This is a genomic window from Teichococcus aerofrigidensis, from assembly GCF_054073225.1.
On the sequence record NZ_JBSXMU010000059.1, the window covers coordinates 1 to 23,489 of the forward strand.

Consider the following 23,489-nt stretch of genomic DNA (forward strand, 5'->3'; position numbering starts at 1 on the left):
AGCCTGCACGCCGCCGATGCCGCCGATCCGGCGGCGCTGGAGGGCGCGCTGGCCCGCATCCGCGCCGAGGGGCGGCCGCTGGTCGGCGTCGTCCAGGCCGCCGCCGTCTTCGACGATGCCGCGGCCACCGCGCTGGACGCGCGGCGCTTCGCCGCCGTGCTGGCGCCGAAGCTCGCCGCCGCCGAGGCGCTGGACCGGCTGACGCGCCAGGATCCGGTGAAGCTCTTCCTCCTGTTCTCCTCGGCCACCACGGCCATGGGCAATCCGGGACAGGCGAACTACGTGGCCGCCAACATGGCGCTGGAGGCGCTGGCGCGGCGCCGGCGGGCGGAGGGGCTGCCGGCGCTGGCGGTGGGCTGGGGCCCGATCGCCGATGCGGGCGTGCTGGCCGGCGATGCCGCCACCGTCGGGACCCTGGCGCGGCGCCTCGGCGTCGAGGCCATGACGGCCGCCGAGGCGCTCTCGGCCCTGCCGGCCATGCTGGCCAGCGGCGCGCCGGTCCTGGCCCTCGCCCGCGTCGGCTGGCGCGAGGCGCGCATGGCGCTGCCGATCCTGGAGGAGCCGCTGTTCTCGCGGGTGCGCGGCCGCGCCGAGCCCCTGCCCGAGGCCGGCGGGCTGCGCGCGCATCTGCAGTCCCTGCCGCCCGACGCCGCCCGCGCCCTGCTGCGCCAGACGGTGCAGGAGGAGGTGGCGCGCATCCTGCGCCTGCCGCCCGAGGCGGTGCCGGTGGACGCGCCGGTCGCCGGCCTCGGCCTCGACAGCCTGGGGGGGCTGGAGCTGCGCGGCGCGCTGGAGCAGCGCCTGGCGATGCCGGTGCCGCTCGCCTCGGTGACGGAGGAGCTGACCATCGACAGCCTGGCGCGCAAGCTGGCCGAGGGCCTGGGCGGCGGCGATGACGGGCTGGCCGGGCTGGTCGAGCAGTTCGAGCCGAGCCGGGCGGCGACGCCAGAGGCGGCGGCGGAATGAGGTCTCTCTCCTGCAGGGGCGGCACCCCGTGGCGGAGGCGTCCATGAGGACCAGGGAAGCACGCGCATGACCGTCGGACTGTCCGCCACCGCCCGCATGGCGCTGCTCGCCCGCCTCTCGCGCCGCCGCGACAGCGCCGCCCCGCGCGCCGATGCCGGCAGCGCGCGCGACTTCACGACGCTCCCCGGCATGCGCGACTTCGCCCTGCTGAAGACCGCCATCGAATCGCTCGACCTGCGCCAGCCCTTCTTCCGCGCGCATGACGGGCTGGCCGGGGCGCACAGCCGCATCGGCGGGCGCGAAGTGGTGAACTTCGCCAGCTACAACTATCTCGGCCTGAACGACGATCCGCGCGTGCAGGCGGCGGCGAAGGCGGCGATCGAGCGCTACGGCGTCTCGCCCTCCGGCTCGCGCATCACCTCGGGCGAGCGCGACCTGCATCTCGCGCTGGAAGCGGCGCTGGCCGAATGGCACGGCGCCGAGGCGGCGCTGACCTTCGTCTCCGGCCATGCCACCAACGTCACCACCATCGGCCACCTGATGGGCCCGCGTGACATCGTGGTGCATGACGCCGCCATCCACAATTCCTGCACCGAGGGCATCCGCCTCTCGGGCGCGCGCCGCATCCCCTTCGCGCACAACGACATGGCGGCGGCCGAGCGCGAGATGGCGGCGGCGCGGCGCGGCGCCCAGGGGCCCTCGACCCGCGCCCTGCTGCTGGTCGAGGGCCATTACAGCATGGATGGCGACGCGCCGGATCTGGCGCGCTGCGTCGGCATCGCCCGCGGGCACGACGCCTGGCTGATGGTGGACGAGGCGCACAGTCTCGGCGTGCTCGGCGCCACCGGGCGCGGCGTGGCCGAGGCGCAGGGTGTCGACCCGGCCGGCGTCGATCTCTGGATGGGCACGCTGTCCAAGACCCTGTCGGCCTGCGGCGGCTATATCGCCGCGCGGGCCGACGTGATCGACTGGCTGCGCCACACCGCGCCGGGCTCGGTCTATTCCGTCGGGCTGGCGCCGCCGCTGGCCGCCGCCGCGCTGGAATCGCTGCGCATCCTGCGCGCCGAGCCGGAGCGCGTGGCGCGGCTGCAGGCCAACGGCCGGGCGCTCCGCGAGCGCATCCGGGCGCGCGGCTTCGACACCGGAGCGGGCCAGGGCGGGGCCATCCTGCCGGTGGTCCTCGGCTCCTCGGTGCGCACGGTGAAGGTGGCGGCGGCGCTGCTGGAGCGCGGCGTCGCGGTGCAGACGGTGATCTTCCCGGCCGTGCCGGAGCAGTCGGCACGGCTGCGCTTCTTCCTCTCCGCCGACCACAGCGAGGCCGATCTCGACCACGCCGCCACCGCGCTGGCCGAGGCCGCCGCCGGCATCGGCCGGGTGGAATCCCTGCCGGGCCTGGCATGACCCGGCAGGGCGGCGCCTTCCCGGCCGGGCCGGTCGGCCTCAGCGCCGCCGGGACGGAGATCCGCCGCGTCACCACCCCGGCCGAGGCCGAGCTCTTCATCCGCCTGCCGGCGCTGCTGGGCGGCGCCGCCGCCGGCTGGTCGGTGCCGCTCTTCGCCGACACAAGGCGCATCTTCGACGCTGGCTTCAACACCGCGCTCGCCGAATGGACGGTGCCGCGCTGGCTGGCCTGGCGCGACGGCCGCCCGGTGGGGCGCATCGCCGCCGCCTGGCCGCGCGACGGCGCCGCGACGGCGGGCCTCGGCAGCTTCGGCTTCCTGGCGCTGGAGCGCGACCCGGCGGTGCTGGCCGCGTTGCTCGACACGGCCGCCGGCTGGCTGGCGGAGCGGGGCGCGACGCGCCTGCGGGGTCCCTTCTCCTTCACGATCAACCACGAGATCGGCCTGCTGGTCGAAGGTGGCGCGCTGCCCATGCCGCGCATGCCGCGCAATCCCGCCTGGCTGCCGCCGATGCTCGACGCGCTCGGCCTGGCCCGGGAGAAGGACGTGCTGGCCTGCACCCTCGACACCGCCACCGAGTCGCACCGCGCGGCCTTCGCTCCGCGCCTCGCCGCCTGGTCCGGGCGCGGCGAGCTGCGCATCCGGCCGCTGCGGCGCCGGGGCCTCGGGCGCGAGGTCGCGCTGATCCGCGACATGTTCAACGACGCCTGGGCGGAGAACTGGGGCGCGCTGCCGGTCTCCGCCGCCGAGGCCGGCACCATGAAGCGGCTGCTGCGCCCCATGCTGCTGGCCGGCGGCGGCTATTTCGCCGAATGGCGCGGCGAGCCGATCGGGCTCGCCATGCTGCTGCCGAATGTCGAGGCCGCCACCGCGCGGCTCGATGGCCGGCTGCTGCCGCTGGGCTGGGCGCGGATGCTGCGCGCCCTGATCGATGGCCAGGGCAGCGCACGGCTGCCGATGTTCGGCATCCGCCGTGCCTGGCGTGGCACCGAAGCCGGGCGCATGGCCGCCGGCGCGCTGCTGGCGGCCGCGATCGGCCATGCCGAGCGCCGCGGCTGGCGGCGGGTCGAGATCTCCTGGATCCTGGAGGACCATCGCGGCATGCTGCGGCTGATGGACAGCCTCCCCGCGCCCGTCACGGGCCGATGGCGGATCTGGGGCGCTCCACTGCCCCTGGCTGCCAATCGGGCCGTCATTGCATCCACAGATTGACAGGGTCCGCGCCACCCGCTTTCAAGGGTGCAACGATGTCGGCCGCGGCCCCTCCTCCTCCACCCAAGCGCTTCCTGTTCCTGCAGGGGCCGATCTCGCCCTTCTTCGATGAGGTCGGCGCCGGGCTGCGGGCGCTGGGCCATCAGGTCCATCGCATCAACCTCAATCTCGGCGACCGCTTCTTCTGGCGCGGCCCCGGCGCCGTCGATTTCCGCGGCCGTGCCGCCGAATGGCCGGACTTCATCGCCGCCTTCCTGGACCGGCACGGCATCACCGACATGGTGCTGATCGGCGAGCAGCGGCCCTACAACAAGGTCGCCATCGCCGCCGCCGAGGCGCGCGGCATCCGCGTGGCGGTGACCGATTTCGGCTATATCCGCCCCGACTGGATCGTCCTGGAGCGCGACGGCATGAACGCCGCCAGCCGCTTCACCCGCGACCCGGAGGCCATCGTGCGCGAGGGCGCGAAGCTGCCGCCGCCCGACCTCGCCGTGCGCCATCACGACGACTTCCGCAGCCAGGCGGCCTGGGACATGCTCTACCATCTGGCCAGCCTGATGCCCTGGCCCTTCCCGCATTACGACAGCCACCAGCTGCACCACCCGATCCCGGTCTATCTCGGCGTCGCCTGGCGGCTGCTGCGGCGCGGCGCCAGCAACCGGCGGGCGGACGCCATCCTGAAGCGCCTGACCGGGCGCGGGCCGCTCTTCCTGATGGCGATGCAGATGGAGACCGACTTCTCCATCCGCGCCTATTCCCGGTATCGCGACCTCGACACCGTGCTGCACGAGGTGGCCGCCAGCTTCGCGGCCCATGCGCCGGCGGACGCGCACCTGCTGGTGAAGGTGCATCCGCTTGATCCGGGCATGAAGAACTGGAAGCGGCGCAGCGCCCGCATCGCCCGGCAATACGGATTGCAGGAGCGGATGCATTATCTCGGCGGCGGCAACCTCGGCGCCATCGTGGAGCAGGTGCAGGGCGTGGTGACGGTGAACAGCACGGTGGGCCTGCGCGCCATCATCGACCACACGCCGACCTTCGCGCTTGGCGAGGCGATCTACCGCATCCCCGGCCTGGTCTTCTCCGGCCCGCTCGACCGCTTCTGGACCGAGGCGAAGCCGCCCGAGATCCCGCTGCGCGAGGGCTTCCTGCGCTGCATCGCGCACAGCCTGCACATCCGCGGCGTCTACTACAACCGGCCCGGCCTGGATGTCGCCGTGCGCGGAGCGGTGCACCGGCTGCACCATGGGCGGCTCAACCAGCCGGTGCCGGAGCTGATGGCGCCGGACGAGGATCCCGGCACGGCCGCGCCGGGCTGGTACATCCGGCCGGAGCGGCAGCAAGCCTATCCTCCCCAGCCGGCCTGAGGTCGCGCCGCCGCGCGGGCCGGTCCCGAAACCGGGCGCGGCTTCCGGCGTTGCACGGCGGGGCAGCGGGAGCTTGGGGATTTGCGCGACACCTCCGGCATGACAGGTCTCTGGCGTGCCGGCGGAGGCCTGCTGCTGCTGCCTGGCTGCTCCGGCATCCAGTCCGCGCTGGACCCGGCGGGTTTCGAGGCGGCCGAGCTGGCGCGCCTGTTCTGGGTCATGCTGGCCGCCGGCACCGTCATCTGGCTGCTGATGCTGGCGCTCTCGCTGCATGCCGCCCGGCGCCGCGCCCGGCCCTGGAGCCCGCGCGCCGCGGGGCGCCTGATCCTCTGGGGCGGCGCGGTGGTGCCGACGCTGCTGCTCGCCGTGCTGCTGGTGTACGGCCTGGTGCTGATGCCGGCGCTGCGCGCCCCCGGCGGGCCGCTCCTCGTCGAGGTCGAGGCCGAGCAGTTCTGGTGGCGCGTCCGCTATCACCCGCCCGGCGGCGCCCCGGTGGTCAGCGCCAACGCGCTGCGCCTGCCGCGCGGCGAGCGGGTCGAGCTGCGCCTCTCCGCGCGCGACGTCATCCATTCCTTCTGGATACCGAACCTGGCCGGCAAGATGGACATGATCCCCGGCCGCACCAACCGCCTGGTGCTGGAGCCGCGGAAGGCGGGGCTCTACCGCGGGGCCTGCGCCGAGTTCTGCGGCGCCTCGCACGCGCTGATGGCCTTCGAGGTCGAGGTGATGGAGCCCGCGGACTTCGCCGCCTTCCTGGCGCGCGAGGCGGCACCGGCCACCGCCGCGGGGCCGGGCCGCGAGGCCTTCCTGAAGCATGGCTGCGGCGCCTGCCACAGCGTGCGCGGCACCCCGGCGCGCGGCGTGATCGGGCCGGACCTGACGCATCTCGGCGGCCGGCGCGGCCTCGGCGCCGGCATCCTGGAGAACACCGCCGCGCAGCGCGCCGCCTTCATCGCGCGGGTCGGCCAGATCAAGCCGGCCGCGCGCATGCCGGACTACGCCATGCTGCCGCGCGGCGAGCTCGAGGCCATCGCCGGCTGGCTCGGAGACCTGCGATGAGCGCGGCGCCGGACGAGGCCCGCCGCGCGGCGCAGGAGGCGCGGCTGGAGCAGGCCTGGGAGACGCCCCGGGGCCTGCGCTACTGGTCGGCGGTGAACAACACCGAGGTGGGGCGATGGTACACCGCCACCGCCTTCCTGTTCTTCCTCTTCGCCGGCGCGCTGGCGCTGCTGGTGCGGGCGCAGCTCGCCGTGCCGGACAACGACCTGATCCCGGCCGGGCTCTACAACCAGGCCTTCACGCTGCACGGCACGGCGATGATGTTCCTGTTCGCCGTGCCGATCTTCGAGGCGGTGGCGATCCTCATCCTGCCCACCATGCTGGCGGCGCGCGACCTGCCCTTCCCCTGCCTGTCCGCCTATGGCTACTGGTGCTTCCTGATCGGCGGGATCTTCGTCTGCGGCTCGATCCTCTTCAACGCCGCCCCCGATGCCGGCTGGTTCATGTACCCGCCGCTGACCACCGACCCCGCGCTCACCGGCATCGGCGCCGATATCTGGCTGCTGGGCCTCTCCTTCATCGAGGTCGCCTCGATCGCCGCCGCCGTCGAGCTCATCGTCGGCGTGCTGAAGTGCCGGCCGCCGGGGATGCGCATCAACACCATGCCGCTCTATTGCTGGTACGTGCTGATCGTCGGCGGCATGATCCTCTTCGCCTTCCCGCCGCTGATCGCGGGCGACATCCTGTTCGAGCTGGAGCGGCTGGCCGGCTGGCCCTTCTTCGACGTCAGCCGCGGCGGCGACCCGGTGCTGTGGCAGCACCTGTTCTGGATCTTCGGCCACCCCGAGGTCTATATCGTCTTCCTGCCCTCGATCGCACTGCTGGCGATGATCGTGCCGACCTTCGCGCGGCGGCCGATCATCGGCTATTCCTGGATCGTGCTCGCCGCCGTCGGCACCGGCTTCCTGAGCTTCGGCCTGTGGGTCCACCACATGTTCACCGTGGGCCTGCCGGCGATCTCGCTCGGCTTCTTCTCCGCCGCCTCCGAGGCGGTGGCGATCCCCACGGGCGTGCAGATCTTCGTCTTCCTCGCCACCATGCTGGCGGGGCGGATGACGCGCTCGGTGCCGATGCTCTTCGCCGCCGGCGCGCTCGCCATCTTCATCATCGGCGGGCTGACCGGCGTGATGGTGGCCATCGCCCCCTTCGACTGGCAGGCGCACGACAGCTACTTCGTCGTCGCGCACCTGCACTACGTGCTGATCGGCGGCATGGTGCTGCCGCTGATCGCCGGCGCCTACTACTACTTCCCGCTGGTGATGGCGCGGAAGCTCTCCGACCGGCTGGGCCGCTGGGTGTTCTGGCTGATGTTCCTGGGCTTCAACATCGCCTTCCTGCCGATGCACGTCACCGGGCTGCGCGGCATGCCGCGCCGCGTCTTCACCTATCCCGCCGGCATCGGCTGGGACACGCTGAACCTGGTCTCCTCGATCGGCGCCGCGGTCTTCGCCGCCGGCGTGCTGCTCTTCACCTGGGACGCCGTCTGGGGCTATCGCCGCCGCCCGCCGGCGCCGCGCAACCCGTGGAACGCCGGCACGCTGGAATGGCTGAACCCGCTGCCGGGGCCGGAATACGGCGTGCGCAGCGTGCCCGCCATCCGCTCGCGCTACCCGCTCTGGGACGATCCGGACCTGCCGCGCCGTGTCGACCAGGGCCTGGAGTTCCTGCCCGACGCGGAGGAGGGCCGGCGCGAGACGCTCGTCACCTCCGTGCTCGACGCGCGGCCGATCCAGTGCCTGCGCGTGCCCGGCAACAGCTTCCTGCCGATGATCGCGGCGGCGCTGACCGGCGCGGTCTTCATCCTGACCACCTTCCACCTCTACCGGGCGGGGCTGGTCCTTGGCCTCGCCGCCATGGCCGCCATCATCCTCTGGCTCTGGCGCGGCACGGCGGTGATCCCGGAGAAGCGCGAGAAGGACATCGGGCAGGGCGTCGCGCTGCCGCTCTACGCCTCGGGCATCCGTTCCGTCGGCTGGTGGGCGATGTTCATCACCATGACCGGCGACATGACCGCCTTCGCCAGCCTGGTCTTCAGCTACTTCTACTTCTGGACCATCCACCCGGTCTTCCCGCCGCCCGGGCCGGACGGCCTGCCCCTGGGGCCCGGCCTGCTCTGGCCCGGCCTCGCCGCGCTCGCCACCGCGGGCGCCTGGGGGCTGATGCTGGCGGCGCGGCGCTGGAGCGGGCAGGGCGGCATCGCAGCGCCCCGCGCGGCGCTGGCCGGCGCGGCGCTGCTGGCGGCGGCAGGCGCCCTGGCCATGCTGGCCGGCCCCTGGGCGGAAGGGCTGGACCCGACCAGCCACGCCTATCCCGCCGCCGTCTGGGTGCTGCTGATCTGGGCGGCGCTGCACCTCGCGCTCGGCATCGTCATGAGCCTCTACGCCCTGGCCCGCAGCCTGGCCGGCCGGCTGACCCCCGAGCACGACATCGACCTGCACAATGTCGTCCTCTACTGGCATTTCGCGGCGCTGACCGGCTTCGTCACCCTGGCGACCGTCGCCCTCTTCCCGCTGGTCGGATGAGGCGGGCGACATGCTGATCCACAACCGCCGCCACGCCGATCTCCGGACCCTGCTGGCGCCGCCCGCCATCTGGGCGCTGCACTTCCTGCTCTGCTATGTGCTGGGCGCCGTGGCCTGCGCCAAGGCGGGCGATCCCTTCGCCGCCATCCCGCTGCCGCGCCTCGGCGTCGGCCTCGCCACGCTGCTGGCCCTGGCGCTGATCCTGGTGGCCGGGCACCAGGCGCGGCGCCATTGGGGCTTCGGCACGGCGGATCCGCCGCACGACAACCCGACCGACGACGACCGGCAGCGCTTCCTCGGCTTCGCGACGCTGCTGCTCTGCGCGCTCAGCTTCGTGGCCGTGCTCTTCGTCGCGCTGCCGGCGCTGACCATCGCGGATTGCCGCTGATGCGCGGCCCCGCCCTGCCGCTCGGCCTCGGCGTGCTGGCGCTGGGCGTCCTGGCGCTGGCCTGGGGCGGGCCGCTGCGCTGGGCGCTCGGCGCCTCCTTCACCGGCCACATGGCGATGCACATGGCGGTGGTGGCGGTGGCGGCACCGCTGCTGGCGCTGGGCCTGGCGGCGCGGTGCCCGTCCGGCGGGGCGCTGGGCCGGCTGTCGGGCGCCCCGGTCCTGGCCTCGGCCATCGAGTTCGTCGTCATCTGGGGCTGGCACGCGCCCGGGCCGCACCGGGCGGCGCGCGAGAGCCTCGGGCTGATGGCGCTGGAGCAGGCGAGCTTCCTCGCCGCCGCGACCCTGGTCTGGCTGAGCTGCCTGGGCGCCGGGGCGGCGGAGAGCCGGCCGCGCCAGGCCGCCGGCATCCTGGGCCTGCTGCTGACCTCGATGCACATGACGCTGCTCGGCGCGCTGATCGGCCTCGCCCCGCGTCCGCTCTACCGCCATGAGGGGCATCCGGGCCATGCGGCCCCCGCCGCCGGCGGTGGCATCCCGGGCCTGACCGCGCTGGAGGACCAGGCCCTGGGCGGCGTGGTGATGCTGCTGGCCGGCGGCGGCGCCTATCTGGCCGGCGGCCTCTGGCTGGCGGCGCGGCTGCTGCGCGATCCCGCCCCGGAGGAAACGCGATGACCCTGCGCCTGACCTGGAAGCGCGTGCTGCTCGGCCTCGCCGCCCTGCTGCTCGGCGGGATGCTGGTCGGCTGGTCCGGCGTCATCAACATCGGCGCCAGCGGCGGGCACTGGGCGGTGACGGAGTGGTTCCTGCACTGGGTGATGCGGAACTCGGTCCGCACCCACGCCCTCGGCATCGCGGCACCGCCGCTGGACGATCCCGCCCTGCTGCACCGGGGCGCCGGGCATTACGCCACCGGCTGCGCCCCCTGCCACGGCGCGCCGGGCGAGCGGCAGAACCCCATCGTCCAGGCCAGCCTGCCGCCGCCGCCGGATTTCGGCCGGGCGCTCGATGCCTGGACGCCGGAGCAGCTGTTCCGCATCGTCCAGCACGGCGTGCGCTACAGCGGCATGCCGGCCTGGGTGGAGCCCGGGCGGCATGACGAGATCTGGGCCATGGTCGCCTTCCTCCGGGCGCTGCCGCGGATGGAGGCCGAGCGCTACCGCGATCTGGCCTTCGGCGCGGCCGCGGGGCGGCAGCCGGGCTCCGGCGTCGCCGGCGGCGAGAGCCTGGCCGCGCCCCTGCAGGACATGCTGGCCGATTGCGCCCGCTGCCACGGTGTCGACGGGCGGGGGCGGGAGAACGAGGCCTTCCCGATCCTCGCCGGGCAGAGCGAGGCCTATCTCCACGACACGCTGCGCGCCTTCTCCGAGGGCCGCCGCCGCAGCGGCATGATGCAGCCTCCGGCGGCACGCGCGGACGAGGCGGCGCTGCGCGCCCTGGCGGCGCATTTCGCCGCCCAGGCACCCGCCGTTCCAGCAACGGCCGCCCCGTCGCGGAAGGCCGCGCCGGGCCTGCTGGCCCAGGGCGGGCGGATCGCGCGGGAAGGGCTGCCGGCGGAGGGCGTCCCGGCCTGCCTGTCCTGCCACGGCGCCGCCGCCCTGGCCCGCAACCCGGCCTGGCCGCGCCTGGATGGCCAGCACGCCGCCTATCTGGAGAACCAGCTCCGCCTCTGGCGGGAGGCGGCGCCGCGGGGTGGCGGCCCCCATGGCCCGGTGATGGAGACGATCGGCCGCCGCCTTCCGGCGGAGGCGGCCCGCGCCGTCTCCGCCTGGTTCGCCGCGCGGGCACCCGGCTCGCCCTGAAATCGCGGCGGCGCTGAGGGTTTGGTAATCTTCAGATGGGAGGCTGGAGGCAGGAAGACCGGAAAGGCCTGATCCGCATGCCCCTGCTTCAACGCCTCTCGATCAAGGCGAAGCTGACCTGCAGCTTCGGCCTGATGCTCCTGCTCCTGGCCGCGATGGGCGGCATGTCCCTGCATGGCCTGTCCCGGATGGACGAGGTCAGCAGCCGGATCGCCGACAGCCGCCTGCCCGCCCTGCGCGAGGCCGGGGGGTTGCGCGCGGCGCTGAACGAGGCGCGCGTCTCGGTGCTCTACCTGCTCCTGGTCAAGGACGCGCCGGCCCTGGAGGAGCAGGCCCGGCGGGTGGAGCGGCAGGCCACCGGCTTCGACACCGCGATACGGGACTTCCGGCGCCATATCACCACCCCGGCCGGGCAGCAGATGGTCGACGAGCTGGCGCGGCACTGGGCGGCCTACAAGTCCGGCGCCGCCCGCGTGGCCGAGCTGGTGCGCGAGGGCCGCCTGGCCGAGGCCGAGGCGCTCAACCAGCAGGCCGTGCGCCAGGCGGCGGAGGGCGCCGCCGGCGTGATCGACTGGCTGATCGAGACCGCGGGCCAGCAGGCGGACGCCGCCCGCCGGCAGGGCGCCGAGACCACCGCCACCCTGGGCTCGCTGACCCTCGGCGTCCTGGCGCTCGCCGTGGTGCTGGCCATCGGCCTCGGCGTGCTGATGGTCCGGGGCATCGGCCAGGGCATCGCCGCCATCCTGCGGCCGATGGAGGCGCTGGCCGCGGGCCGCCTGGAGGCCGAGGTTCCGGATCTTGGCCGCGGCACCGAGCTGGGCGCCATCGCCACCGCCGTGCGGAGCTTCAAGGAGAGCCTGATCGAGGCCGACCGCCTGCGGGCCGCGCAGGAGGCCGACCGGCGGGGCAAGGAGCAGCGCGCCCTGGCGCTGGCCGAGCTGGTGCGCGGCTTCGAGGCCCGTGTCGGCGAGATGGTCGGCATCCTGTCCTCCGCCTCGACCGAGCTGGAGGCCACCGCGCGCGACATGAGCGGCACGGCCGAGCAGACCAACGGCCAGGCCAGCCAGGTCGCCACCGCCGCCGGCGAGGCGAGCGGCGGCGTGCAGACCGTGGCGGCGGCGACGGAGCAGCTGACCAGCGCCATCCAGGAGATCAGCCGGCAGGTCGCCCAGGCCACCGGCGTGGCCCGGCAGGCGGTGGAGAACGCGCAGCGCACCGACACGACGGTCTCCACCCTGGCCGAGGGCGCCGGCCGCATCGGCGACGTGGTCGGGCTGATCAGCGACATCGCCGGGCAGACCAACCTGCTGGCGCTGAACGCGACAATCGAGGCGGCGCGGGCGGGCGAGGCCGGCAAGGGCTTCGCGGTGGTGGCGAGCGAGGTGAAGTCGCTGGCCGCGCAGACCGCGAAGGCGACCGAGGAGATCGGCGGCCAGATCGGCCAGATCCAGCAGGCGACCCAGGAGGCGGTCGGCGAGATCCGCCGCATCGTCAGCACCATCAACGAGATGAGCCAGATCACCGTGGCCATCGCCGCGGCGGTGGAGGAGCAGAGCGCCGCCACCAGCGAGATCGCCCGCACGGTGCAGCAGACCGCGCAGGCGACGACGGCGGTCGGGCAGTCGATCGGCCTGGTGAGCCAGGGCGCCAGCAACACCGGGGCCGCCGCCTCGCAGGTGCTGGCGGCCGCCTCCGAGCTCTCGCGGCAGTCCGAGCGGCTGAACGGCGAGGTGCGCGACTTCACCACGCGGGTGCGCGCCGCCTGAGCGGCGGCGCGCCCGGACGCCTCAGGCCAGGGCCTTCGAGACCTTCTCGTAAGTGCCCTTGCTGAGGCCGGGCCGGGCCAGGATGCGCTCCAGCTCCTGCCGCATCATCGCCCCGCGCGCGGCGTCCTGGCGCTTCCACTGGCCGAGCGGCCCGACCATGCGGGCCGCGACCTGGGTGTTCACCGCGTCGAGCCGCGCGACCATTCCCCCCAGGAAGCGGTAGCCCTCGCCGGAGGCATGGTGGAACCAGGCCGGATTGCCGCTGGCGAAGGCGCCGATCAGCGCGCGCACCCGGTTCGGGTTGCGCAGGTCGAAATCGGCATGCCGCGACAGGGCCTCGACCTGCGCCAGCAGGTCCGGGCGGTCGGCGGTGGCCTGGATCGCGAACCACTTGTCCAGCACCAGCTCGTCGTGCCGCCAGCGGGCGTGGAAATCCTCCAGCGCGGCCTCGCGCGCCGGGCCTTCCGCATCGGCCAGGACGCGCAGCGCCGCCAGCACGTCGGTCATGTTCTGCCGCGCCGCGTACTGCGCCTCGGCCCGCGCCAGCCCATCGCCGCCCTCGGCGGCGGCGAGATAGGACAGCGCGGCATTGCGCAGCGCCCGCCGCCCGATGGCGGCGCCATCCGTCCGGTAGGGGCCGGAATCGGCCAGCCGGTCGTGCAGCGCGGCGAGGCGGGCGGCGAAGCGCGTGCCCAGCGCGCGGCGCAGGAAGCGGCGCACCGCGTGCACGGCCTCCGGATCGGCCACCGGCATCTGGTCGGCGACGAAATCCTCGGAGGGCAGCACCAGGGCCTCGGCGGCGAAGGCACGGTCCTCCTCCGCCCGGTCAAGCAGCGCGGCGGTGATGCCGGCCAGCCCCTCCGGCAGGACGAGCGGGCGCTGGGCGCGGACGTCGCCCACGAGGCGCAGCATCTCGGTCGTGGCGTATTGCTGGCCGGACTCCCAGCGGACGAAGGGGTCGCTGTCCTTCGCCGCCAGGAAGGCCAGGCTCTCCAGCGGCAGGCCGGACAGTTTCACCGGCGCCGAGAAGCCGCGCAGCAGCGAAGGCACGGGCCGTTCCCGCAGCCCCTCGAAGACGAAATCCCGCTCCGCCTCCTCCAGCAGCAGCACGCGCGGCGCGGCCGCCGGCCGCCCATCGGGGCCGATCAACCCCATGGCCACCGGGATCGGCACCGGCAGCTTCTCCGGCTGGCCCGGCGTCGGCGGCGTCGATTGCGCCAGCGTCAGGGTGTAGCGGCCCGCGGCAGCGTCGAAGGCCTCGCGCACCGCCACCTCCGGCGTGCCGGCCTGGGCGTACCAGCGGGTGAAGGCGGAGAGGTCGGTGCCGGAAGCCTCCTGCATGGCGGCGACGAAATCCTCGATCGTCACCGCCTGGTTGTCGTGCCGGGCGATGTAGAGGTCCATCCCCTTGCGGAAGTTCGCCTCGCCGATCAGGGCCCGCATCATCCGCACCACCTCGGCGCCCTTCTGGTAGACCGTGGCGGTGTAGAAGTTGTTGATCTCGACGTAGGAATCCGGCCGCACGGGATGCGCCATCGGCCCCGCATCCTCGGGGAACTGGGCGGCGCGCAGGCGGCGGACATCGGCGATGCGCCGGACCGCGGCGCTGCCCTGGTCGGCGCTGAAATGCTGGTCGCGGAAGACCGTCAGCCCTTCCTTCAGCGAAAGCTGGAACCAGTCGCGGCAGGTGACGCGGTTGCCGGTCCAGTTGTGGAAGTATTCATGCGCGACAACGGTCTCGATGCCCTCGTAATCCGCATCCGTCGCCGTCTCCGGCCGGGCCAGGATGTACTTGGTGTTGAAGATGTTGAGCCCCTTGTTCTCCATCGCCCCCATGTTGAAGTCCGAGACGGCGGCGATGTTGAACACGTCGAGGTCATATTCGAGGCCATAGGCCTCCTCGTCCCACCGCATCGAGCGTTTCAGCGCATCCATGGCGTGGTCGCAGGCGTCCTCTTCGCCGCGCCGCACCCAGATGGCGAGCGCGACCTCGCGGCCCGAGCGGGTGGTGAAACGGTCGCGCAGCGCCACCAGGTCGCCTGCCACCACGGCGAAGAGGTAGGAGGGCTTCGGATGCGGGTCGGTCCAGCGCGCCCAGTGCCGGCCCTCCGGCAGATCGCCCGCGCCGTCCGGGTTGCCGTTGGAGAGCAGCACGGGACAGCCAGCCCTGTCGGCCTCCAGCGTCACCGTGTAGCGCGCCATCACGTCCGGCCGGTCGGGGAAGTAGGTGATGCGGCGGAAGCCCTCCGCCTCGCACTGCGTGAAGTAGTTGCCGCCCGAGCGGTACAGGCCCGACAGCTCGCTGTTGGCCTCCGGGTCGATCTCCACCTCGGTCTCCAGGGTGAAGACATCGGGCACGCCGAGCACGGCCAGCCCGCCGCCCGGTTCGGCCCGCATCCGCGCGGGCGGCAGCACCTCGCCGTCCAGCCGCGCCGCGACAAGCCGCAGCGCCTCGCCGTCCAGCAGCAGATCCGCCGCCGCCGGCGCCGCCGGATTGCGCCGCAGCGCCAGCCGGGCGCGGGCCCGCGGCGCCGCCGGGTGCAGGGCGAAGTGCAGATCGACCTTGTCGACCAGGAAGGCCGGCGGGCGATAATCCTCGCGGCGGATGGTCGGCGGGGGCGTGGTGGCGGATGGTTCGGCGGTCATGGCATCGCCCTCGGTCTGCGCGGCATTCGGGCCGGCAGTATGGACCCTGGGCGCCCCTTGACCATCCCCTTGACCGTCCCCTGGGCCACCCCCCCGACCGGGCGGCGGGCGGAGGCGGATTCCGCGCTTCCCCGCCGGGGCCCGGACATGCCACGCTGACCCCACCCGGCCGCCGGAGACGACGCGATGCGCCTGCAGGATTTCCGCGTACTGACCTTCGATTGCTACGGCACGCTCATCGACTGGGAAAGCGGCGTCCATGCCGGCCTGCGGCCCCTGCTGCGGCGTGGCGGGCTGGAGCTGGACCGCGACACGGTTCTCGAGGCCTTCGTCCGGCATGAATCCACCCTGCAGGCGGAATCCCCTGGCATGCTCTATTCCGGCCTGCTGGCGAATGTGCACCGCCAGCTGGCCGATGAATGGGGCATCGAGCCGGACGAGGCGGAACATCTGCGCTTCGGCGCCTCCGTGCCGGACTGGCCGGCCTTCCCCGACGCCGCCGGGGCGCTGGCCTACCTGAAGCGGCACTACCGGCTGGCCATCCTGTCCAATGTGGACCGCGCGAGCTTCGCCGGCAGCGCCCAGCGGTTCGGGACCGCCTTCGACATCGTCTGCACCGCCCAGGATATCGGCAGCTACAAGCCCAGCCTGCGCAATTTCGAACACCTGCTGGCGCGGCTGGCCGCCCTCGGCCATGGCCAGGGGGAGATCCTGCATGTCGCGCAGAGCCTGTTCCACGACCATGCGCCGGCCAAGCGGATGGGCCTCGCCTCCGCCTGGATCGACCGGCGGCGCCATCCGGAAGGCTGGGGCGCCGCGTCGCCGCCCTCGTCCGGCGCCGGCTACGACTTCCGCTTCGCCTCGCTGGCCGGGCTGGCGGCGGCGCACCAGGCGGAGAAGGCGCGGCTCGGGGAATAGGGCGGCGCCCGATCCGTCGGCCTCGCGGAGCCGGGCCGCCCTGGCATGACGCTTGCTGGCCTCCGGGCGCGCGGCCCGCCGCCGCATGGCATGAGGGAGGCTGGGATCGTCATGAATCTGATCGGCGTCGATGTGGGCGGAACCTTCACGGATCTGGTGCTGGCCGAGACCGCCAGCGGCCGCGCCGTGATCCACAAGGTCTCCAGCACCCCGGCCGATCCCTCCCTCGGCGTCACGCGCGGCGTGGTCGAGCTGTGCGGCAAGGCCGGCCTCGCGCCGGGGGCGGTCGATCAGGTGCTGCACGGCACCACCATCGCCACCAACGCCGTGCTGGAGCACCGCGGCGCGCTGACGGGGATGATCACCACGCGCGGCTACCGCGACGTTCTGCACATCGGCCGGCACCAGCGGCCGGAGCACTATTCCATCCAGCAGCAGATCCCCTGGCAGGCGCGGCCGCTGGTGCGCCGCCGCCACCGCCATGTCGTGACCGAGCGGCTGGTGCCGCCGCGTGGCGAGGTGCTGGTGCCGCTGGACGAGGACGAGGTGCGCGCCGCCGCCCGGGCACTCCGGGCCGCGGGGGTCGAGGCCATCGCCATCTGCTTCCTCTTCTCCTACCTCAACCCGGCGCATGAGCTGCGGGCACGGGACATCGTCCGGGAGGAGTATCCGGAGGCCTTCGTCACCACCTCGGCCGAGGTGGCGCCGCAGTTCCGCGAGTTCGAGCGCTTCACCACCGCCGCCATGAACGCTTTCGTCGGGCCGAAGGTGCGCGACTATGTCTCCCGCCTGGCCGCCCGGCTGCGCGAGGCCGGCGTCGGCGGCGACCTGCAGGTGATGGGCTCGACGGGCGGCGTCGCCTCGGTCGCCATGGTGGCGGAGCAGCCGGTGCTGACCATGCTCTCCGGCCCCGCCGCCGGGGTGCTGGGCGGCGCCTGGGCCGGCCGGCTCTCCGGCCGGGACGACCTCATCACCTTCGACATCGGCGGCACCTCGGCCGACATCGCCATCGTCAGCCAGGGCCGCTTCGGCGAGGCCTCGGCGCGCGACACCTGGATCGCCGGCTTCCCGCTGCTGGTGCCGATGATCGACATCCACACCATCGGCGCCGGCGGCGGCTCGATCGCCCGGCAGGATGCCGGCGGCGCCTTCCGGGTGGGGCCGCAATCGGCCGGCGCGCAGCCGGGCCCCGCCGGCTACGGGCGCGGCGGCACCGAGGCGACGGTGACGGACGCCAACATCGTCCTCGGCCGGCTCGACCCGGAGAACTTCCTCGGCGGCGGCATGACGCTCGATGCCGCCGCGGCGCGCGACGCGGTCGGCCGCTTCGCGCAGCGGATGGGCCTCGGTCTGGAGGCGGCGGCGCTCGGCATCCTCACGGTCGTCAACGCCAACATGGCGAACGCCATCCGCAGCCGCACGGTGCAGAAGGGCATCGACCCGCGCGACTACGCCCTGGTCGCCTTCGGCGGCGCCGGGCCGCTGCACGGGGCCGAGGTGGCGCGCCTGCTGGAGGGGCGCGCCGTGCTGGTGCCGCCGCATCCGGGCATCACCTCGGCCATGGGGCTGCTGACCACCGACCTCTCGGTCGATGCCGTGCGCACCTGCTTCCAGCTGTCGGACGCGATGGACCTGCCGCGCATCGCCGCCGACTTCACCGCCATGGAGGCGCAGATCGCCGCGCGCTTCGCCGCCGACGGCCTGCCCGCCGCCGCGGCGCGCTTCGGCCGCGCCGCCGACCTGCGCTACGCCGGCCAGGGCTACGAGCTGCGCGTCGCCTGGCCGGCGGAGGAGGCGGATGCGGCGGCCCTGCTCGCGCGCTTCCACGCCCAGCACAAGGCGGAATACGGCCACGCCTTCCCCGAGCGGGTGGTCGAGATCGTCAACCTGCGCGTCACCGGCGCCATCCCGCGGCCCCATCTCGGCGCGCCGCCGCCACGGGTGGGCGGATCGCTCACGGAGGCGCTGGTCCGGCGCGGCCCGGTGGTCTTCGGCAGCGCCGAGGCGCCGGAGGTGCACGACACGCCCTATCTGCGGCGCGAGCTGCTGCCGGTGGGCGAGGCGATCCCCGGCCCGGCCATCGTGCTGCAGACCGACAGCACCACGGTGGTGCCGCCCGGCTGCCGCCTGACCGCCGAGGCCGGCGGCAACCTGCTGATCGAACTCTGAGCCCGGAGACGGAGCCATGCGCGACACCACCCCGGATGCCGTCAACCCGGTCACCGTCAGCGTGCTGCAGGGCGCGCTGGAGACCATCGCCGTCGAGGTCGGCTACAAGCTGATGCGGATGGCCTATTCCTCGATCATCCGCGAATCGGAGGATTTCGGCGCCGCCCTGACCGACGAGACCGGGCAGGGCCTGGCGGAATCGGCGCAATCCACGCCGCTGCAATCCGGCCCCATCCCCGGCTACGTCAAGGCGGTGCTGGCGACGCTCGCCGCGCGGGGCGAGCCGGTCCGGCCCGGTGACGTCATCATGCACAACGACCCCTATGGCGGCGCCAGCCACGGGCCGGACGTCGCCTTCCTGGTGCCGGTGTTTCACGTGGATCAGGCGGGGGAGCACCTCGTCGGCTTTTCCGTCACCACGGCGCATCATCTCGACATCGGCGCGCTGACGCCCGGCTCCTGCGGCATCGTCGACGCCATCGACGCCTATGCCGAGGGGCTGCGCTTCCGGGCGATCAAGGTCCATGATCGCGGCGTCCGCAACGAGGCGGTCTGGCAGATGCTGCGCGACAACCTGCGCGCGCCGGAGCTGGTGGTGGGCGACATGGAGGCGCAGGTGGCGGCCAGCCGCATCGGCGCCGAGCGGATGGCGGCGCTGGTCGCGCAGCATGGCCTGGCCGGCTTCCGCGCCACCTGCGCCGCCATGCTGGACCAGGCCGAGCGGCTGATGCGCCGCGCCATCGCCGCCCTGCCCGAGGGGAGCTGGCGCGCCGAGACGCGGATCGACGGCTACCTGGACGACCCGGCGCGGCGCGACCTGCCGATCGTCGCCACCGTCACCAAGGTCGGCGACGGGCTGGTGGTGGACCTCGAGGGCACCGCGCCGCAGATCCCGGACCGGCCGATCAACATGCCCTTCCATGGCACGGTGGATGTCGCCGTCTGGCTCACCGTCCGCTCGGTGCTGCTGGACACCGCCATCCTCGGCCATGTCCCGGTGAACGAGGGGCTGACGCGGCCGATCGAGATCCGCGCGCCGCGGGGCTGCCTCGCCAACCCGACCTTCCCGGCGCCCACCATCGCCCGCTTCTGCCCGGGCAACCAGCTGGCCGACACGGTGATGAAGGCGCTGGCCCAGGCGGTGCCGGGACAGGTCTCGGCCGGCATCGGCAACCTCAAGGTCATCGCCTTCTCCGGCCTGCGGGAGGAGGGGCACTGGGTGCACATGGAGATCTTCGAGGGCGCCTATGGCGGGCGGCCCGGGCAGGACGGCATGGACGCGGTGGACACGCTCTACGCCAACACCCGCAACAACCCGATCGAGGACATCGAGAGCCACCTGCCGCTGCGCGTGACCCGCTACGAGCTGCGCGAGGACGAGGCCGGCGCCGGCGAGTGGCGCGGCGGCCTCGGCTCGGTGCGCGAGATCCGCTTCCTGACCGATGCCGGCACCTCGGTCGAGGGCGAGGGCCACGCGCACCGGCCCTGGGGCTTCCTCGGCGGCGGCGCGGGCGCCACCGCCCGGCTCAGCCTGCTCGGCGCGGCGGGCGGCACGGCGGCGCTGCCCTCGAAGGTGCCGCACCGGGCGGTGAAGGCGGGAGACACCTTCCTCTGCGAGGGTCCGGCCGGCGGCGGCTATGGCGACCCCTTCCGGCGCGACCCGGCGCGGGTGCTGGAGGATGTGCTGGACGGGCTGATCTCCCCCGCCACCGCCCGGCGCGACTACGGCGTGGCGATCGCCGGGGAGGGCATCGACGAGGCCGCGACCCGCGCGCTCCGCACGGGCCGATAGCCCCCCGAGAGATGACCAAGGAGGGGTGACCAGGGGGAGGCGCCGGCCATTCCGCCCTGGCACCCCCCCTCTGGCCACCATCCGGCCGCCTGCCTATGCTCCGCGCCATGCCCGCCGATGCCGCATCCCTCCTCGCCCAGCGGCTGAAGGCCGAGCGCGAGGCCCGCGGCTGGTCGCTCGCCGAGCTGGCCGAGCGCTCCGGTGTCTCCAAGGCGATGATCAGCAAGATCGAACGGGACGAGGTCAGCCCCACCGCCGCCCTGCTCGGCCGGCTGTCCGGCGCCTTCGGCCTCAGCCTGTCGCAGTTGCTGGCGCGTGTGGAGCACGGCGCCGGCCAGCTCCTGCCCGCCGCCGCCCAGCCGCTCTGGAGCGATCCGGAAACCGGCTTCACCCGCCGCGCGGTGACGCCGGCCGGTGGCCCGCCGACACCGCTGGAGCTGGTGGAGGGCGTGCTGCCGCCAGGCCGTTCGGTGGACTACCCCGCCGCCGCCTTCGCCTTCATCCAGGACCAGCAGATCCTGCTGCTGGAAGGGCGGCTGGACTTCACGCAGGGCGCCTCGCGGCACGAGATGCATCCGGGCGACTGTCTCCGTCTCGGCCCGCCCGCGCCCTGCCGCTTCCACAATCCCGGCACGGCGGCGTGCCGCTACCTAGTGGCGCTGCTGCGGCGGTGAGGGGCGGCCGCCGGCCGGTTGGCAGGCCGCCCTCCGCCCCCTAGCATCCCGGCTGTCCGGGGCCGGCGACAGGCCCCGCCAAGGGAGCGTCCATCGCATGATCCATGTCATCGCCATCATCACCGCCAAGCCGGGCCAGCGCGAGGCCGTGCTGCGGGAGTTCCGCGCCAATATGCCGGCGGTGCTGGCCGAGGAGGGCTGCATCGAATACGGCCCGGCCATCGACGCCGAGCGCACGCCCGCCGCCTTCGGGCCGGACAGCTTCGTCGTCGTCGAGAAATGGGCCAGCCCGGAGGCGCTGAAGGCGCATGCCGCCTCGCCGCACATGCAGGCCTATGGCGAGCGCACGAAGGAGATGGTGGCGAGCCGGGCGATCCATATCCTGACGCCCGCATCCTGACGCCCGCATCCTGGCCCTGGCCGCCTGAGCCACGGCGCGCCCCGGGCCGGCCTTCACGCCAGGCGGAGGCCGGCCGCCGGATGCGGGGGCGCCAGCAGCGGCCCGGCGCCGAACAGCTTCTCGCGATAGGTGCCGGGCGCGTAGCCGGTCTTGTAGGCGCCCCGCTCCTGCAGGATCGGCACCACCAGGCGGACGAATCGCTCCAGCCCTTCCGGCATGACCGTGCGGGAGAGGTTGAAGCCGTCGACATCGGCCTCGGCGACCCAGGCCAGCAGCGCCTCCGCCACCTGCGTGGCGGACCCGACGATCGGCGGCTGCCGGCTGCCCAGGACGAACTGGTCGATCAGCCTCCGCTTGGTCAGCACCGCGCCCGCCGCCTGCCGCATCGCGGTGACATTGGACTGGATCGCCTGGCTGCCGCCGGCCTCGATCGGCTCGTCCATGCCGTAGCGGTCGAAGTCGATGCCCAGCGAGGCGGCGGCATGGGCGAGCGCCCCCTCGACGCTGGCGTGGCGGCGATACTCCTCCAGCAGGTCGCGCGCCTCGGCCTCGGTCGCCCCCACGATCACCGTGGCGCCGACCAGCACCTGGATGGGCCGTGGCGCGGCCCGGGCGCGCAGATCGGCCACCAGCGCCGCCACCTGCGGCTTCGGCCCGCCATTGAGGAAGACGCATTCGGCATGCCGCGCGGCGAAGGCGCGGCCCCGGTCCGAGGCGCCGGCCTGATAGAGCAGCGGCGTGCGCTGCGGCGAGGGCTCGCAGAGATGGATGGCGTCGAGCTGGTACTGCGGCCCGGCATGCCGCACCCGCCGGACCCGGGCGGGATCGGCATAGAGCCCGGCGGCCCGGTCCGCCCGCACGGCGTCCCCGGCCCAGCTGCCTTCCCAGAGGCGGTAGACCACCTCCATATACTCTTCAGCCAGGTCGTAGCGGTCGTCATGCGCCATCTGCCGCGCCAGGCCCATGGCGCGCGCCGCGCTGTCGAGATAGCCGGTGACGATGTTCCAGCCGACGCGCCCGCGCGTCAGGTGGTCCAGCGTGGACATCCGCCGGGCGAAGAGGAAGGGCGGCTCATAGGCCAGGTTGCAGGTGATGCCGAAGCCGAGATGCGTGGTCGCCGCCGCCATGGCCGGGACCAGCATCGCCGGGTCGAGCAGCGGCACCTGCACCGCCCCCCGCAGCGCGGCCTCCGGCCCGCCGCCCAGCACATCGTAGATGCCGAGCACATCGGCCAGGAAGAGGCCGTCGAACAGCCCGGCCTCCAGCGTCCGGGCCAGATCCACCCAGTGCTCCAGGCGGTTGTAGCCCAGGCTGTTGTCGCGCGGATGCGTCCAGAGCCCCTGCTGGATATGCCCGAGGCAGGCCATGTCGAAGGCGTTCAGGCGGATCTGGCGGGACATGACGGCGCTCCGGTGGGGTGCGCCGTCCACTATAATGTCCTCATCGTCTCGGATGGAAGCCGCCTCAGGCCTGGCGCTCGCCGAAGATCGCCGTGCCTACCCGGACATGCGTCGCACCGTGGCGGATCGCGGTCTCGAAATCGCCGCTCATCCCCATCGAAAGGGTGCGAAGGCCGAGTCGCGCGGCGCTTTCCGCCAGCGCCGCGAAATGCGGCGCCGGGTCCTCCGCGGCCGGGGGGATGCACATCAGCCCTTCGATGGCGAGGCCATGCGCCTCCCGGCATTCGGCGAGGAAGTCCGCCAGCCGGTCCGGATCGATCCCGGCCTTCTGCGGCTCCCGGCCGATATTGACCTGCGCCAGCAGGGCGGGCCGCCGCCCCTCGCGCCGCATGGCCTCGGCCAGGGCGGCGGCGAGCCGTGGCCGGTCGAGGCTCTCGATGACATCGGCCACCCGCACGGCGTCGCGCGCCTTGTTGGTCTGCAGGGCGCCGATCAGATGCAGGCGCAGCGCCGGATGGGCCGGGCGCAGGTCCGGGAACTTGCCCATCGCCTCCTGCACCCGGTTCTCCCCGAAGGTCGTCTGGCCGGCGGCCAGGGCGGCGGCCACCGAGTCGGCCGGATGGAACTTGGAGACGGCGACGAGCGTGACGCCGGCGGCATCGCGCCCGGCGCTTGCGCAGGCGGCGGCGATGCGGTCCTGGATGTGCTTCAGGTTGTCGGAGATGGAGGCCATGGCATGCGGACGGTAGAGGGCGCGGCATCCCGGCTCAAGCCGGGCCGCAGCCGGCGGGGCGCGGCGCTGCCCCGCCTCTGGCTGTTCAGCGATCCGGCGCGCCTGCCCGACCCCAGGCCCGCCGCCGCCGGCCTGCCCCGTGGCGGCGGGGTGGTGGCCCGCGGCCTGCCCCCGGCCCTGCTCGGAGAGATGGCGCGACTCGGGCGGCGGCGGAGGCTCGTCCTGCTCCTCGGCGCCGCGCCGCGCCCGGCCCTGGCCTGGCGGGCCGGGCTGCAC

General features: G+C 73.9%; 18 protein-coding genes and 1 pseudogene. 16 read left to right on the plus strand and 3 right to left on the minus strand.

The features are described 5' to 3' along the window. The 10 genes from ACVMLK_RS13140 to ACVMLK_RS13185 all read left to right on the plus strand — a co-directional run. Positions 1 to 966: ketoreductase domain-containing protein (locus ACVMLK_RS13140; RefSeq protein WP_457486636.1), on the plus strand; the 966-nt coding region annotated here is incomplete at its 5' end. Between the two features lie 66 nt (positions 967 to 1,032). Beyond that, the gene (locus ACVMLK_RS13145) at positions 1,033 to 2,367 is read left to right on the plus strand and encodes an aminotransferase class I/II-fold pyridoxal phosphate-dependent enzyme (RefSeq protein ID WP_457486637.1); all 1,335 of its coding nucleotides are present in this window, start codon (positions 1,033 to 1,035) and stop codon (positions 2,365 to 2,367) included. After that, positions 2,364 to 3,578, plus strand: coding sequence for a dATP pyrophosphohydrolase (locus tag ACVMLK_RS13150; RefSeq protein ID WP_422922390.1), 1,215 nt, complete (start codon positions 2,364 to 2,366; stop codon positions 3,576 to 3,578). The genes ACVMLK_RS13145 and ACVMLK_RS13150 overlap by 4 nt, the downstream gene beginning before the upstream one ends. 35 nt (positions 3,579 to 3,613) lie before the next feature. Further along, positions 3,614 to 4,945, plus strand: a complete 1,332-nt coding sequence (locus ACVMLK_RS13155) for a capsule biosynthesis protein (RefSeq protein ID WP_198366947.1) — start codon at positions 3,614 to 3,616, stop codon at positions 4,943 to 4,945. A 99-nt stretch (positions 4,946 to 5,044) separates the two neighbouring features. Continuing rightward, positions 5,045 to 6,004 carry a cytochrome c oxidase subunit II gene (gene coxB, locus ACVMLK_RS13160; protein ID WP_457486638.1) on the plus strand — a complete coding sequence of 320 codons (960 nt, stop codon included), beginning with the start codon at positions 5,045 to 5,047 and terminating at the stop codon, positions 6,002 to 6,004. Next, on the plus strand, positions 6,001 to 8,526 hold the full coding sequence (gene ctaD, locus ACVMLK_RS13165) for a cytochrome c oxidase subunit I (RefSeq protein WP_457486639.1): 2,526 nt from the start codon (positions 6,001 to 6,003) through the stop codon (positions 8,524 to 8,526). The genes coxB and ctaD overlap by 4 nt, the downstream gene beginning before the upstream one ends. 10 nt (positions 8,527 to 8,536) lie before the next feature. Further along, a complete protein-coding gene (locus tag ACVMLK_RS13170; RefSeq protein ID WP_457486640.1) occupies positions 8,537 to 8,914 on the plus strand; it encodes a hypothetical protein in 378 nt (125 codons plus the stop codon). Next, positions 8,914 to 9,588, plus strand: a complete 675-nt coding sequence (locus ACVMLK_RS13175) for a cytochrome c oxidase assembly protein (protein WP_457486641.1) — start codon at positions 8,914 to 8,916, stop codon at positions 9,586 to 9,588. Before ACVMLK_RS13170 ends, ACVMLK_RS13175 begins: the two co-directional genes overlap by 1 nt. After that, on the plus strand, positions 9,585 to 10,715 hold the full coding sequence (locus ACVMLK_RS13180) for a c-type cytochrome (RefSeq protein ID WP_457486642.1): 1,131 nt from the start codon (positions 9,585 to 9,587) through the stop codon (positions 10,713 to 10,715). The genes ACVMLK_RS13175 and ACVMLK_RS13180 overlap by 4 nt, the downstream gene beginning before the upstream one ends. A gap of 77 nt (positions 10,716 to 10,792) precedes the next feature. Beyond that, positions 10,793 to 12,481 (plus strand): methyl-accepting chemotaxis protein, encoded by a 1,689-nt coding sequence (locus ACVMLK_RS13185; RefSeq protein ID WP_457486643.1) that lies wholly within the window; start codon positions 10,793 to 10,795, stop codon positions 12,479 to 12,481. A 21-nt stretch (positions 12,482 to 12,502) separates the two neighbouring features. On the opposite strand, the gene pepN is transcribed toward ACVMLK_RS13185, so the two are convergent. Next, positions 12,503 to 15,127 carry an aminopeptidase N gene (gene pepN, locus ACVMLK_RS13190; protein WP_457486644.1) on the minus strand — a complete coding sequence of 875 codons (2,625 nt, stop codon included), beginning with the start codon at positions 15,125 to 15,127 and terminating at the stop codon, positions 12,503 to 12,505. Between the two features lie 186 nt (positions 15,128 to 15,313). Between pepN and ACVMLK_RS13195 the strand changes: the two genes are divergently transcribed. From ACVMLK_RS13195 to ACVMLK_RS13215, 5 genes are all read left to right on the plus strand, one after another. Continuing rightward, on the plus strand, positions 15,314 to 16,045 hold the full coding sequence (locus ACVMLK_RS13195) for a haloacid dehalogenase type II (RefSeq protein WP_457486645.1): 732 nt from the start codon (positions 15,314 to 15,316) through the stop codon (positions 16,043 to 16,045). 111 nt (positions 16,046 to 16,156) lie between these two features. Next, positions 16,157 to 18,214: a hydantoinase/oxoprolinase family protein gene (locus tag ACVMLK_RS13200; protein ID WP_457486646.1), complete on the plus strand. Its 2,058-nt coding sequence runs from the start codon at positions 16,157 to 16,159 to the stop codon at positions 18,212 to 18,214. A 16-nt stretch (positions 18,215 to 18,230) separates the two neighbouring features. Beyond that, a complete protein-coding gene (locus ACVMLK_RS13205; protein ID WP_198366956.1) occupies positions 18,231 to 20,006 on the plus strand; it encodes a hydantoinase B/oxoprolinase family protein in 1,776 nt (591 codons plus the stop codon). 95 nt (positions 20,007 to 20,101) lie between these two features. Beyond that, positions 20,102 to 20,680 (plus strand): helix-turn-helix domain-containing protein, encoded by a 579-nt coding sequence (locus ACVMLK_RS13210; RefSeq protein WP_457486647.1) that lies wholly within the window; start codon positions 20,102 to 20,104, stop codon positions 20,678 to 20,680. A gap of 97 nt (positions 20,681 to 20,777) precedes the next feature. After that, positions 20,778 to 21,080, plus strand: a complete 303-nt coding sequence (locus tag ACVMLK_RS13215) for a putative quinol monooxygenase (protein ID WP_198366958.1) — start codon at positions 20,778 to 20,780, stop codon at positions 21,078 to 21,080. Between the two features lie 53 nt (positions 21,081 to 21,133). Here ACVMLK_RS13215 and ACVMLK_RS13220 read toward each other — a convergent pair whose 3' ends face one another. Next, positions 21,134 to 22,480 (minus strand): LLM class flavin-dependent oxidoreductase, encoded by a 1,347-nt coding sequence (locus ACVMLK_RS13220; RefSeq protein WP_198366959.1) that lies wholly within the window; start codon positions 22,478 to 22,480, stop codon positions 21,134 to 21,136. 64 nt (positions 22,481 to 22,544) lie between these two features. Next, on the minus strand, positions 22,545 to 23,213 hold the full coding sequence (locus ACVMLK_RS13225) for a YggS family pyridoxal phosphate-dependent enzyme (RefSeq protein ID WP_198366960.1): 669 nt from the start codon (positions 23,211 to 23,213) through the stop codon (positions 22,545 to 22,547). Between the two features lie 3 nt (positions 23,214 to 23,216). Between ACVMLK_RS13225 and ACVMLK_RS13230 the strand changes: the two are divergent. Beyond that, positions 23,217 to 23,489: pseudogene (locus ACVMLK_RS13230) on the plus strand (hypothetical protein); the annotation flags it as partial.